This window comes from Actinomycetota bacterium (assembly GCA_019347675.1).
Taxonomy (GTDB): domain Bacteria; phylum Actinomycetota; class Nitriliruptoria; order Nitriliruptorales; family JAHWKO01; genus JAHWKW01.
Window position 1 is genome coordinate 137,560 of the sequence record JAHWKW010000001.1, and the last position, 12,409, is coordinate 149,968.

Sequence of the window (12,409 nt, forward strand, 5' to 3'; positions counted from 1 at the left end):
CCATGGGTGCGCACAGCGACCGCGGCGGGCTGGGTCTCGAGGATCCCGAGCGCGAGCGGACACTGCTGGGTCGAATCATCGACACGATCACGGCCGGGCTCGACCTCGAGGATCTCGTCCACGGCGTGGCGGCGATCATCACCGATGCGACCGCCACCGACGTCTGCTTCGTGCACCTGCTCGACGCGTCGCGCGGCCGGCTCGTGCTCGCCGGCGCCACGCCTCCGTTCGACCGCCTCGCGGGGACCATCGAGCTCGACGTGGGCGAGGGCGTGGCCGGATGGGTGGCCGCGAACGAGGAGCCGGTCGTCCTCGTCGAGGACAAGCGTTCGGACCCGCGGTACCGGTACATCCCCGAGCTCCGCGGCCAGGACTACACCTCGCTCGCGTCCGTGCCGATGGTCAGCGCTCCCGGCCGGCTGGTCGGGGTCCTCAACGTCCATACCCGCGAGAGGCGCGAGTTCGGCTCCGGCGATGTCCGGTTGCTCCGCTCGATCGCCAGCCTGATGGCCGGCGCGGTCGAGAACGCCCGCCTGCACCAGCGGCTGGCGCTACGCGAGCGAGCCCTGGAACGGTTCGCCGAGCGGCTGGTCGAGGCTCAGGAGAAGGAACGCCGGCGCCTGGCGGGCGAGATCCACGACGGCATCAGCCAACGCATCGTCGGCCTGTCGTTCCACCTGTCCGCTGCGGCGGGGGCCACCGACACCGACCCGGGCTTCGCTGCGCAACAGATCGATGCGGCCCGGACCTTGGCTGCCGAGGCGCTCGACGAGACCCGCATCGCGATCGCGGGCTTGCGACCGTCGGTCCTCGACGATCTCGGTCTCGCCGCAGGGCTGGAGGGCCTGGCCCGGACCCTGCCCGCCGTGACGGTCGAGCTCGACGTCGCCGGCTACTGCCAGCTCCCCGATCACGTCGAGACGGCCCTGTACCGCATCGCGCAGGAAGCGATGCAGAACGTCGCCAAGCACGCGGACGCCAGCCGCGTGCGGGTGCGGCTGGCGTGTCGCGATGGCCGCGTGACGCTGGAGATCAGCGATGACGGCAAGGGGTTCGATCCGCGCCCCGTGCCCACCGAGGACCGGGTGACCTACGGGCTGTCGGGGATGCGTGAACGCGCCGACCTGGTCGGTGGGCGGCTGCGGGTCCTGTCGGTCCCGGGAGCGGGGTCGACGATCCGCGTGACCGTCGACCCCGGCAACCTCGCGCGCGCGCGGAGCTAGGCGGCGAGCTCGTCCTCCATGTCGGGCTTGTAGCTCCCGGTCGTTGCCGCACCGTTGCACCGTGCCCGGTGGGCCAGGATCCGCTGGGCTTGTTCGATCTTGGAGTCGTCACCGCCCCAGGTCTCAAGCGCCGGACCCTGGATCGCCCGCGCGTACGAGAAGCTGAGCTTCCACGCGTGCGGACCGCCGCTGTTCATCGCGTTCAGGCGGGCGGTTGCGTCCACCGCGCCCTGACCGCCCGACAGGAACACGATCCCGGGGAGCGCAGCGGGCACCGAGCGGTTCATCGCCCGCACGGTCGCCTCGGCGACCTCCTCGGGAGTGGGCTGCTCGGAGGAGTCCTCGCCGGGCAGGACCATGTTGGTCTTCAGCAGAGTGCCCTCGAGGCGCACGTCCTGACCGATCAGCTCGTCGAACAGCGCCCGCAGCACGGCCACCGTCACGTCCTCGTCGCGGGCCATCGGATGGTCACCGTCCATCAGCACCTCGGGCTCGACGATCGGGACGACGCCGAACTCCTGGCACACCGCCGCGTACCGGGCCATCGCGTGCGCGTTGGCGCGGATGCACGCCTGGGACGGCGTGCCGTCACCGATGGTGTACACCGCACGCCACTTCCCGAAGCGCGCACCGAATTCCGCGTACTCGGCGAGGCGTTCGCGCAGGCCGTCGATCCCGGCGGTGACCTTCTCGCCCGGGTGCAACGGCAGCGGTGCCGTGCTGGCGTCGAGCTTGATCCCGGGGATGATGCCCTTGTCCTGGAGCACCTGCGGGAACGGACGGCCGTCGTCGGTCGACTGGCGGATCGTCTCGTCGTAGAGGATCACCCCGCTGATGCCGTCCTCGAGCCCCGGAGCCGTGAACAGAATCTGCCGGTACTTGCGGCGCGTCTCCTCGCTCGGCTCCACATTGACCGCCTCGAGCCGGCCTGACGCGGTGCTGTTGCTCTCGTCGGCGGCGAGGATGCCCTTGCCGTCCGCCACGAGACTCTGGGCGGTCCCGTCGAGTTCGATGGGGCGGACCTCACGGTCGGGAGTGGCGCTGTCCAGGCTGCGCAGCGTGCGCTCGAGCGCTTCCAGATCCTTGACTTGGGCCATGGGTGTCTCCTGGTTCGCGGGCGGCTCACGTCCATACTGGCGCTTCGACGGTCCCTTGGCCTCCCCCGAAAGTGGGTGGCGCCCGGGCGCCCGGCCCACCGGGCGCGGCTGGGCGGACGTACGGGACCAACTGGTTCAGTGCCGCAGGCGTCGTAACCATCACACCGACGTGGCCTCGACGGCCACACCGGGGAGGATCGGTCCCAACCAGTTCCCCCCCCATCGGGGGATGGCGGGCCGGCCACCGCGGCGTACGGTCGATGCGACTGCTGGAGGTGGGTCGTGCCCGACCGGAACGCCACGCACGTCACTTTCCTCGACGCGGCGGCGGCGACGCTCGAGGACTACCGCGCGTCGGGCGGTGGCCGCGCGCTCGCCGCCGCCCGCGCGCGCGGAGGAGATGCGGTCGTCGACGAGCTCGTCCGCTCGGGGCTGCGAGGCCGCGGGGGTGCGGGGTTTCCCACCGGGGTGAAGTGGCGGGCGGTGCGAGACAGCCCCGCCGGAACCAAGTACGTGGTGTGCAACGCCGCGGAAGGCGAACCGGGGACCTTCAAGGACCGCTGGCTGTTGCGGCGCAACCCGTACCAGGTCCTCGAGGGGCTCGCGATCGCGGCCGACGCGATCGGTGCCAGCCGCGCCTACGTGGCCGTCAAGGCCACGTTCGTGCGGGAACTGGCGCGCCTGGGGCGCGCAGCGGCCGAGATGCGCTCGGACGGCCTCCTCGGCGAGACGCCGATCGAGGTGGTCGCCGGCCCCGACGACTACCTGTTCGGGGAGGAGAAGGCGATGCTGGAGGTGATCGAGGGCCGGCTGCCACTTCCCCGGATCCTGCCTCCCTACCAGGTGGGGTTGTTCGCCGCTGCCATGGCACCCAACCCCACGGTGGTCAACAACGTCGAGACGCTGGCGCACGTGGTCCCGATCATCCGCGACGGGGCGGAGCGGTTCCGGTCGGTCGGGACGGACGGCTCGCCGGGGACCATGCTGTTCACCCTCTCGGGGGATGTGCAGCGGCCGGGGGTCTACGAGGTTGCGCTCGGGACGCCGTTGGGGACCTTGATCCACGACTTCGCAGGAGGTCCGTCGCCAGGTCGTCGCATCAAGGCGGTCTTTCCCGGGGCTTCCAACGCCGTCATGACCGCCGACCAGCTGGACACCGCGCTCGACTTCGACGCGATGCAGGCAGCGGGCTCCGGGCTCGGCTCGGGCGGTTTCGTCGTCTACGACGACTCGGCGTGCGTGGTCGGGGCAACGGCAGCGTTCTCGCGCTTCCTGTTCGTCGAGTCGTGCGGGCAGTGCCCGGCCTGCAAGGAGGGAGCGCGGAAGATCACCGCGTGCCTCGAACGCATCGAACGTGGCACGGGGGCCGAAGCCGACCTCGACACCGTCGTTGAACGGTGTCGCAGCGTCACCGGCGGGAGCCGCTGTGGCCTGCCGGATGGCGAGTCGCTCCTGGTCCGCAGCGCCGTCGAGCGGTTCCGCGAGGAGTTCGTCGCCCACCTCGGACGCGGCTGCCCGCAGCCGCGGCGGCTCCCGTTCCCCGACCTGAAGGACTTCGACGAGCAGGCGGGCCAGTTCGTCCTCGCCGGCCCACACGCATACGACGTGGAGCCGGTCGGTGGTTGAGCACGGCACGCAGATCACCACGGACCCGGGGGTGGCGCCATCGCCGACACGCACCGTGAAGGTCGGCGACCTCGCGCACGGTCCGGTGATCGCGACCGGCCCGGGCGCCACGCTGAGGGAGGCCGCCAGGACCATGGACGAGCACGGTGTCGGCTCGCTGGTGGTCCTGGACGACGGGGCGCTGGTCGGGATCGTGACCGAGCGCGACCTGCTGCGGTGCATCGCGGCAGACACCGATCTGGACTCGTCCCACGTCGAGGCCGCAATGACCCACAGCGTGGTGACCGTCGCCCCCGACTGGGAGGTGTACGAGGCCGCGGCCGAGATGAACGATCGCCGCATCCGTCACCTGGTGGTCACCGATGGGGCGAAGGTGGTGGGCGTCCTGTCGATCCGCGACGTGCTCTTAGCAGGGCAACGCGTGGAGCTGACGGGCGCGAACTGGGCGGTGCTGCGCGACCCGCTCACGTTCACGCTCCGGGAGCGTCGGCGCCTGCAACGCACGCTCCTGCAACTGCCCGGCGGACCGGTCGCCGATCTCGACGTCGACGAGCTGATCGGCGTCCTGGTCGGCAGCTGGTCGTTCGACCTGCCGCTGCCGCCGGATCGCACGGCGCTCGCGACGCTGGCGGACGAAGACCGCCAGTTGCTCCGGGCCGCGGTGGTTGACGAGCTCCCCGATGTCCAGCGGGCTGTGCAGCCGGCTCCCGGTTGGCGTCGCTGGGATCGCTGACGCGAGCGGGCCGTCACCGGCCCGGGGACGCGTCGAAGCGTGGTGGTGGGTGCGGCCGTGCGCGGTCGGTGAGGTGCGCGACGAACAGCTCTGCCGTCGGGGTGGTGTCCAGGTGGGTGACGGCGTGCCACGGACGCTCGATCGGGGTGCCCTCGACGTCGACGACGCGGAGCTCACCCGAGGCCACCTCGCGGTCGACGGCGTCGCGAGAGACCAGGCCGAAGCCCAGGCCGGCGGTCGCGGCCGCGACGACCGCGCCGTTGGAGCCGAGCGTCAGGACGGGCGGGTCGATCCCCGCCGCGTCCATCGAGCGCTGGAGGGCCGCACGGGTCCCCGAGCCGGCCTCCCGCAGGAGCCACGTCTTCGACTCCAGCTGGGCCAGCGACACCCGGCCGGTCGGGGCCCGGCCAGGTGCGGCCACCACCACCAGCTCGTTGGGACGGACGGCCCGGGTCCTCACGTCCGCGTCGGCGGGCGGTCGTCCGGCCAGGGCGATGTCGACCTCGTGCTGCAGCAGCAAGGACCAGACCTGCTCCCGGTTGCCGACCTCCAGTCGCAACCCCACGTGGGGGTAGTCGTCGAGGAACGACGCCAGCGATCGTGGCAGGACGTGTTCGCTGGCGGTCGTAACCGCAGCGATGCGGAGGTTGCCGCGCGTGGGATCCGCCCCTCCGCTGGCAGCGGTCTCGGCCTCCTCCAGCAGACCCAGCACCCGCCGGGCGTACCCGGCGAACACCTGGCCGGCCTCGGTCAGGCGCAACCCTCGGCCGTGCGGCTCCACCAGGTCCGACCCCAGCGACCGTTGTAGCGCGCCGACCGCAGCCGACACGGCCGGCTGGGTCACCACCAGGCGCTCCGCTGCCGCGCGGACCGACCCGGCGTCGGCCACCGCCACGAAGGCGCGGAGCTGTGTGAGCGTCACGTGGCGAACCGTTCGCACGTCGGAAACGAGCAAATGATAAATCGATGGTTATGTGTATTGCCAGATTTCTATACGTCCGACCGGGGGTACCCCGGCCATTGGCGAGTACGTTCGTATGGGTCCGCCCCCATACGGGCTGCCTACACTGGAAAACGTACGGGACAGCACCGATCACACGAGGAGACAGACGACTTATGGGTGGTGGCAACGGAGAACGGTGGGAAGCAGGAGTCCTGCCGTACGTGGACATGGGCTATTACGAACCCGACTACGAACCGCGCGACACCGACATCCTGTGCGCCTTCCGGGTGTCCCCGCAGGAGGGGGTCCCATGGGAGGAGGCCGCCGGTGCCGTGGCGGGAGAATCGTCGACCGCGACGTGGACGGTGGTGTGGACCGACCGGCTGACGCCGTACGAGAAATACCGGGCGCGTTGCTACGACATCCAGGAGGTCCCCGGCGAGGAGAACCAGTTCATCGCGTACGTCGCGTACGGGCTGGACCTGTTCGAAGAGGGGTCGATCGCCAACCTGACGTCGTCGATCATCGGCAACGTCTTCGGCTTCAAGGCGCTCAAGGCCCTGCGGCTGGAGGACATGCTCATCCCGCCGACCTACCTCAAGACCTTCCAGGGTCCGGCGCACGGCATCCAGGTGGAGCGCGACTACCTGCGCAAGTGGGGGCGCCCGCTGATGGGCGGGACGATGAAGCCCAAGCTGGGGTTGTCGGCCCGCAACTACGGCCGGGTGGTCTACGAGGCGCTGCGCGGTGGACTGGACTTCACCAAGGACGACGAGAACATCAACTCCCAGCCGTTCATGCGCTGGCAGGACCGCTACATGAACGTGATCGAGGCGGTGAACAAGGCCTCGGAGGTGACCGGCGAAGCCAAGGGTCACTACATGAACGTGACCGCGGCCTCGACGGAGGAGATGCTCAAGCGCGCCGAGTTCGCCAAGGAGCTGGGCTCGCCGATCATCATGGTCGACCTCACGGTCGGGTACACGGCGATCCAGTCGCTGGCGTACTGGGCTCGTGAGAACAACCTCATCCTGCACCAGCACCGGGCGGGGCACTCGACCTACACGCGCCAGAAGAACCACGGCGTGAACTTCCGCGTCATCGCCAAGTGGATGCGGATGATCGGCATCGACCACATCCACGCCGGGACCGTGGTCGGCAAGCTCGAAGGCGACGCGAACCTGACCTACGGCTACTACGACACCTGCCGTGAGGGCTACCAGGAGCGTGACCTTGGCCGTGGCATCTACTTCACCCAGGACTGGGTCGGGATGCCGGGGATCTTCCCGGTGGCGTCCGGCGGGATCCACGCGGGGCAGATGCACGAGCTGCTGTACCACCTCGGTGAGGACACCGTCCTGCAGTTCGGCGGCGGAACCCTGGGTCACCCGCAGGGGATCGCGGCCGGCGCGATGGCCAACCGCGTCGGCATCGAGGCGATGATCAAGGCGCGCAACGAAGGGCGTGACCTGATGAAGGACGGCCTCGACATCCTCAAGGAGACCGCCAAGAAGCACAGCCCGGAGCTGCAGGCGGCGCTGGACACCTGGGGTGACGTGACGTTCGAGTACGAGTCGACCGATACGGCCGACATGGCCAAATCATCGAGCTGACCCCGACCGGCCCGACGCCGGGCACGCGACCTGCCCGGCGTCGGGTCCCACCAGGCCCGCAGACCAGGCCCGCAGACCAGGAAGGATTTCACGCATGAGCATGAAGCTGAGGCAGGGACAGTTCTCCTACCTCCCCGACTTCACCGAGGAGGAGATCGCCGCGCAGATCCGCTACGCCATCCAGAACGGTTGGGGGATCTCGATCGAGTACACCGACGACCCGCACCCGCGCAACGACTACTGGGAGTTCTGGGACGTCCCGATGTTCGGCATCGAGGACGAGTCAGAGGTCCTCGAAGAGCTGCGCAAGTGCCGTGAGGAGCACCCCAACATCTACGTCGGGCTGACCGCGTACCGGTCGGACCGGAACCGCCAGGGCCCCATGCTGCACTTCATCGTGCAGCGCCCCGCCGACGAGCCCGGCTTCCGGCTCGAGCGCCAGTCCAAGAACGCCCGGGTCCTGAGCTACAAGGTCAACCCGTACGCGACCGAGAAGCCCGCTGGCCAGCGCTACGACGGCAGCAAGTGACCGACTGACAAACAGGGTCGGCTAACCCCAGCCGGCATCCCGCGCCGCCCGGTCGGCATCCTCGGCCGGGCGGCGTTCGCCGTTCCCGCTGAGCGACGACCCGGCGACGTCGCCCGTGACCGGTTGGGCGATGTCAGCGTCCTGACGCGGGGCCGGTTCGGCGATGCCAGCGTCCTGACGCGGGGCCGGCCGCGGCCCCGGTGACCTGCGCAGGGCACGGCGGCGTCCGTGGCCGTTGTGGCCGTGACCGACCACGCGGCGTCCCCACCCGGCGACCGCCGCCGTGAAGCGGCGCGGCGTCGGCCCCCGACCGGGGCGCTTCCCGCGGGCGGAGACGAGCTCCGCCGCGAGCTGATCGCCCAGGGAGCGCATCCGCCGCGAACGCTCCGCCTCACGCAGCCAGTGGGGTTTGAGCCACTCGGGCGGGTTGGCAGCGACCCACACACCGGCGAACAGCAGCGCCACCGCGCCGAACACCGCGATCAGAACGATCAGGAGCGGCCACGGACCCGGGACGGTCATGGCCGCGATCAGAGCCGCCGTCAGCAGCCCGTACAGCGCGACAGGGACCGGCACGAAGCCGAGGTGACGGACGACCAGCGGGGCGTCCTGCGCGAAGTACCACGTGCCCAGCCAACGCAGCCGACCGGCCCGGAAAGACACTCCGACGGCGGCCACGAACAGGGTGGCGGTCCCGATCAGCGCCTCGACGATCATCTCACCACACCCCGTGTTCGTCGGCCAGCGACGGCAACGTACCGCCATGCTCGCGTGGCGGCGTGGACGGCGGCGGAACCGCGGCCCTGATCGCCCGCGCGCACCCCGAGGGTGGCAGCCGGTGCGTTAAGAGACGCGACCTCGCCGCGGCGGCTCAGCCTCGACCGGTTGATCGTCCTTCCACGACCACAGCCCGGTCAGCTCGGCGACGGCGGTGATCGCCATGGTCTCGCGTTCGACCAGCGTCTCGGCGACGGTCGCCAAGAGCGCGGCGTGGTCGCCGAGGATGGTCCGCGCCGCCTGCTCGGCGCGCGCCAACAGCTTGCGCACGCCGGGGTCCGGGCGGCTGGTGCCGGTGGCGTCGGTGTCGTGGTCTCCTGCGTCCGCGGCCAGCTCGAACTTGCCGGTCATCGCCCATCGTTCCACCATCCGACGGGCCAGCTGCGCCGCGTCGTCGAGATCGTCCTCAGCCCGCGAGCTCGGCTCCCCGAACGTGTTGACCTCGGCCGCCCGCCCGCCGAGCAGCACGATCAGCTGGCTCATCAACTCGCGTTTGGTGAGGACCTCACGGTCGTTGCCGAGCGACCACGGCGACCGTGTCGTCGCCCCCGAACGGGTCACGATCGACACCCGCGGGGGCGGTCGCACCCCGCGCAGCAACAGGGCGAGCAGTGCGTGACCCGCCTCGTGGTACGCCACCAGGCGCTTCTCGTCTGGTCCCATCACCCGGTTGTTGCGCAGTCCCGTCACCAGCCGGTTGATCGCCTCGTGCACGTCGTCGGCGGCGATGCGGGTGCGGTGACGGCGAGCGGCCAGCAGCGCCGCCTCGTTGACGATCCGCGTCAGTTCGGCGCCGCTGAGCCCAGCGGTCTGGCGTGCCACGTCCCGCCAGTCGACCTGCCGTGACACCGGCCGCCGTGACGCGTGCAACCGCAGGATCGACTCGCGCCCCGCCACGTCGGGACGGTCGATCAGGATGCGCCGGTCGAACCGTCCCGGTCGCACCAGGGCGGGGTCGAGCAGCTCCGGGCGGTTGGTGGCTCCGACGATCAGCACCCCGGCGGCCGCCTCGAAGCCGTCAAGCTCCACCAGCAGTTGGTTCAGGGTGTGGTCGAACTCGCGGTCGCCCGACATCCCCCCGCTGCGCCGCCGACCGACCGCGTCGAGCTCGTCGATGAACACGATCGCGGGCGCGTCGCGCTGCGCCTGGCGGAACAGCTTGCGGATACGGGCGGCGCCGATGCCCACGTACTGCTCCACGAAGCTGGCCGCCGACACGTAATGGAAAGGCACCCCTGTCTCGCCGGCCAGGGCGCGCGCCAGCAGCGTCTTGCCGTTGCCCGACGGGCCGCACAGCAGAATGCCCTTGGGGAGCTCGGCGCCGACCGCCCGGAACCGTGCCGGGTCGGCCAGGAACTCACGCACCTCGGCCAACTCCGCGATCGCGTCGTCCAGGCCGGCCACGTCCGCGAACGTGACCCCGGGGCGGTCCGCGACCACCTCCGCCAACTCGCCGGCTGGCTGACCGGCGCGGGCCGGGACGCGCGACCACTCCCCGTCATCGTCGCCGGGTCCGCCGGATCCTCCCGCGCTGGAGCCCGCCGCACGACGGCGTGCCCGGCGCGTTCCGGGCATCGCCCCGTTGAGGAACAGGGCTAACAGCGCCCCGACGACGAGCACCGCGGCGGTGAGCAGGAACTCGGGGCGCAGGAGCAGATCCACGATCAAAGCACGCTAGCGGCGCACGACCCTGCGTTCAATGGGCGCCCCGCCCGCGCTCGCGTCCGCGGTGGAACCGGTCCATACTGGACGGCGAGCGACGTCCGACGACGAGCGACGTCCACGACCGGGAGAGTGCGCATGAAGGTGGGCATCGTCGGTAAGGGAGGAGTCGGCAAGACCACGGTGTCCGCGCTGTTCGCGCAGGCCTACCGGGAACGCGGGTCGCGCGTCGTGGCGATCGACACGGACTCCAACCCGAACCTGGGGATCTCGCTCGGGCTGTCGCTTCAGGACACCGAATCCATCCCCGCCTTGCCCCGGTCGGTCGTGGTCGGTCAAGGCTCGGCTGACGCGACAGCGGAGTCGCTGATCGGCGAGTACGGGCGCGCGACTCCCAGCGGGGTGACGCTGCTCACGGCCATGCGCGTCGATCAGGCCGGCGCCGGGTGCACGTGCGGGAGTCACGCCACCGTCCGCAGCCTGCTGAGCGAGGCGATCGACGAGCAGGCCGACGTCACGATCATCGACATGGAGGCCGGCCTGGAGCACCTCAGCCGCTCCGGTGGGACGCTGGCGTACGCGGACGTCCTGCTGGTGGTGATGGAGCCCAGCCGCAAGTCGGTGATCACCGCCGCCCGCACCATGACGCTGGCGGAGGAGCTGGGCATCCCCCGCGTCTACGGCTTGGGCAACAAGGCCCGGGCCGCCGACGACGCGGAGTTCTTCCGCGCGACCGCCGGCGAGTTCGGCGTGCCGCTGGCCGGGGTGATCCCCTTCGCCGACGAGGTGGCTCGAGCCGACCGAGCGGGCGCCGGTGTGGCAACCGGTCCCCCGGCAGCGGTGCGGGTGGAGATCGATCGGGTGATCGACTTCCTGGAGAAGCAACTGGTGGCCACGGCCTAGACGTCCGGCCGGCGACGGTGAGACGGTGAGGGCCGCGAAGGGGACGTGGCAAGCGACCGGAGGGTAGAGATGGGCGCCGACGACGTCCTGGTGGTCACGACGCGCTCCAAGCTGCGCAGCGCCCGGTTCTTCCCGCAGATGATGCTGGCCTCGACGCGGATCCGCCGCCAGCTCGGCCGGACCGAGGGCGTGGTGCGCTGGGCCAGCGTGGTGGCCAGTCCCACCGAGTTCTGGACGATCACCGTGTGGCGGAGCCGCCACCTGATGCAGGAGTTCATGCGTTCCGAGGAGCACGGCGACATCATGTGGCTGTTCTCCAAGTGGCTGGGCTCGTTCTGGTTGATGCGGTGGCGCCCCGGCCAGCGCGAACACGGCGCCTGGTCGGACCTGACGATGTCGCGCCGTCACACCGGTGGCGATGCGGCCAGCGAGCATGGCACACGGGCCGAGCGCGAGCTGGTCGACGAGATGTTCGCCAAGATGCCCTACCTGCGGGTCGCGATGGGCGACGACGGGGTCGCGTCGTACCGCGACGCTCCGCACGTGCAGCAGCACCGCAAGCAGGTCGAAGGCGCGGGCGGAGCGATCGTGCGGATCGAGACCTCGCCACTGCGCACGCCGGTCGCGCTCGCCGAGCTGCGCCGCCACCGCGACCGTCTCCGCAGCAGCCCGTCGTTGCTCGGCGCCGCGGCCGGCGTGGGCCGGGCTGGTGAGGCGTACCTGCTGGCGGTGTGGAGCGACCGGTCTGCCGGAGCGCGGCTGATCGAAGGTGGCTGGGCGCGCGACCTGCGCCGGCGTTGGGGCGACGGGTACTGGGCGTGCGAGTGGCTCCCGGAGAACGAGTTCGGCCACTGGGACGGCCGCCGGCTCCGCAGGGAGCTGCGCCGCCACCGGGGCGCCCGCAGCCGCGCCTCGACCGCCCCCGAGCGGGTCGCACGCTGAGCAGCTTCGCCGCGTCAACGCCAGCGCGTACCCTAATGGCCCCGGCGCATCAGGCGCCGACGAGCCACGGCGGAGAAACCATGTGCCTCGGCATGCCCGGCCAGGTCGTTGCGATCGTCGATGCAGACAACTCCATCGTCGAGGTGGACATCGCGGGCTCCCGCAAGCGGGTGTCGACCGCCGTGCTCGTGGACAACGATCCCCGTCCGGTCGAGGTCGGTGACTGGGTGGACGTCCACCTCGGGTTCGCACTGGCACGCATCAGCGAGGAGCAGGCGCGCGACGTCCTCGCCTTCCTCGAGCAGTTCGACCAGGAGGATGTGCCCGATCCCGCCACGCTGTCCCCGCCGGCCTAGGCGGC

At 70.9% G+C, this 12,409-nt stretch carries 11 protein-coding genes and 1 pseudogene; 8 read left to right on the forward strand and 4 right to left on the reverse strand.

Going from position 1 to position 12,409, the window contains the following annotated elements; genetic code table 11:
- The first annotated feature begins 2 nt into the window (after window positions 1-2).
- A complete protein-coding gene (locus KY462_00665; protein ID MBW3576257.1) occupies window positions 3-1,223 on the forward strand; it encodes a GAF domain-containing sensor histidine kinase in 1,221 nt (406 codons plus the stop codon).
- Here KY462_00665 and KY462_00670 read toward each other — a convergent pair.
- Window positions 1,220-2,320: a fructose-bisphosphate aldolase class I gene (locus KY462_00670; protein MBW3576258.1), complete on the reverse strand. Its 1,101-nt coding sequence runs from the start codon at window positions 2,318-2,320 to the stop codon at window positions 1,220-1,222. The two genes, KY462_00665 and KY462_00670, sit on opposite strands and share 4 nt — an antisense overlap.
- 282 nt (window positions 2,321-2,602) lie before the next feature.
- On the opposite strand from KY462_00670, the gene KY462_00675 reads away from it, so the two are divergent.
- Window positions 2,603-3,946: an SLBB domain-containing protein gene (locus tag KY462_00675; GenBank protein MBW3576259.1), complete on the forward strand. Its 1,344-nt coding sequence runs from the start codon at window positions 2,603-2,605 to the stop codon at window positions 3,944-3,946.
- 85 nt (window positions 3,947-4,031) lie between these two features.
- Window positions 4,032-4,679 (forward strand): annotated as a pseudogene (locus tag KY462_00680) (CBS domain-containing protein).
- Between the two features lie 13 nt (window positions 4,680-4,692).
- Here the strand turns inward: KY462_00680 and KY462_00685 are convergent.
- On the reverse strand, window positions 4,693-5,601 hold the full coding sequence (locus KY462_00685) for a LysR family transcriptional regulator (protein MBW3576260.1): 909 nt from the start codon (window positions 5,599-5,601) through the stop codon (window positions 4,693-4,695).
- A 194-nt stretch (window positions 5,602-5,795) separates the two neighbouring features.
- Here KY462_00685 and KY462_00690 point away from each other — a divergent pair, with 194 nt between their 5' ends.
- Both KY462_00690 and KY462_00695 read left to right on the forward strand, forming a co-directional pair.
- On the forward strand, window positions 5,796-7,235 hold the full coding sequence (locus KY462_00690) for a ribulose-bisphosphate carboxylase large subunit (protein MBW3576261.1): 1,440 nt from the start codon (window positions 5,796-5,798) through the stop codon (window positions 7,233-7,235).
- A 100-nt stretch (window positions 7,236-7,335) separates the two neighbouring features.
- The gene (locus tag KY462_00695) at window positions 7,336-7,764 is read left to right on the forward strand and encodes a ribulose bisphosphate carboxylase small subunit (protein ID MBW3576262.1); all 429 of its coding nucleotides are present in this window, start codon (window positions 7,336-7,338) and stop codon (window positions 7,762-7,764) included.
- Between the two features lie 21 nt (window positions 7,765-7,785).
- On the opposite strand, the gene KY462_00700 is transcribed toward KY462_00695, so the two are convergent.
- Both KY462_00700 and KY462_00705 read right to left on the reverse strand, forming a co-directional pair.
- A complete protein-coding gene (locus tag KY462_00700; GenBank protein MBW3576263.1) occupies window positions 7,786-8,481 on the reverse strand; it encodes a hypothetical protein in 696 nt (231 codons plus the stop codon).
- Window positions 8,482-8,607: 126 nt separating this feature from the next.
- The gene (locus KY462_00705; protein MBW3576264.1) at window positions 8,608-10,203 is read right to left on the reverse strand and encodes an AAA family ATPase; all 1,596 of its coding nucleotides are present in this window, start codon (window positions 10,201-10,203) and stop codon (window positions 8,608-8,610) included.
- A gap of 138 nt (window positions 10,204-10,341) precedes the next feature.
- On the opposite strand from KY462_00705, the gene KY462_00710 reads away from it, so the two are divergent.
- The 3 genes from KY462_00710 (at window position 10,342) to KY462_00720 (ending at window position 12,404) form a co-directional block, all read left to right on the forward strand.
- Window positions 10,342-11,106 carry an AAA family ATPase gene (locus tag KY462_00710; protein MBW3576265.1) on the forward strand — a complete coding sequence of 255 codons (765 nt, stop codon included), beginning with the start codon at window positions 10,342-10,344 and terminating at the stop codon, window positions 11,104-11,106.
- A 69-nt stretch (window positions 11,107-11,175) separates the two neighbouring features.
- Window positions 11,176-12,048 carry a hypothetical protein gene (locus tag KY462_00715; GenBank protein MBW3576266.1) on the forward strand — a complete coding sequence of 291 codons (873 nt, stop codon included), beginning with the start codon at window positions 11,176-11,178 and terminating at the stop codon, window positions 12,046-12,048.
- An 80-nt stretch (window positions 12,049-12,128) separates the two neighbouring features.
- Entirely contained in the window at window positions 12,129-12,404 is a 276-nt protein-coding gene (locus tag KY462_00720) for a HypC/HybG/HupF family hydrogenase formation chaperone (protein MBW3576267.1), read from the forward strand.
- The last annotated feature ends 5 nt before the right edge of the window (window positions 12,405-12,409 follow it).

Coding starts and splice junctions, on each gene's coding strand:
- KY462_00710 (MBW3576265.1), top strand. CDS start 10,342: ATGAAGGTGGGCATCGTCGGTAAGGGAGGAGTCGGCAAGACCACGGTG.
- KY462_00700 (MBW3576263.1), bottom strand. CDS start 8,481: ATGATCGTCGAGGCGCTGATCGGGACCGCCACCCTGTTCGTGGCCGCC.
- KY462_00720 (MBW3576267.1), top strand. CDS start 12,129: ATGTGCCTCGGCATGCCCGGCCAGGTCGTTGCGATCGTCGATGCAGAC.
- KY462_00695 (MBW3576262.1), top strand. CDS start 7,336: ATGAAGCTGAGGCAGGGACAGTTCTCCTACCTCCCCGACTTCACCGAG.
- KY462_00665 (MBW3576257.1), top strand. CDS start 3: ATGGGTGCGCACAGCGACCGCGGCGGGCTGGGTCTCGAGGATCCCGAG.
- KY462_00670 (MBW3576258.1), bottom strand. CDS start 2,320: ATGGCCCAAGTCAAGGATCTGGAAGCGCTCGAGCGCACGCTGCGCAGC.
- KY462_00715 (MBW3576266.1), top strand. CDS start 11,176: ATGGGCGCCGACGACGTCCTGGTGGTCACGACGCGCTCCAAGCTGCGC.
- KY462_00690 (MBW3576261.1), top strand. CDS start 5,796: ATGGGTGGTGGCAACGGAGAACGGTGGGAAGCAGGAGTCCTGCCGTAC.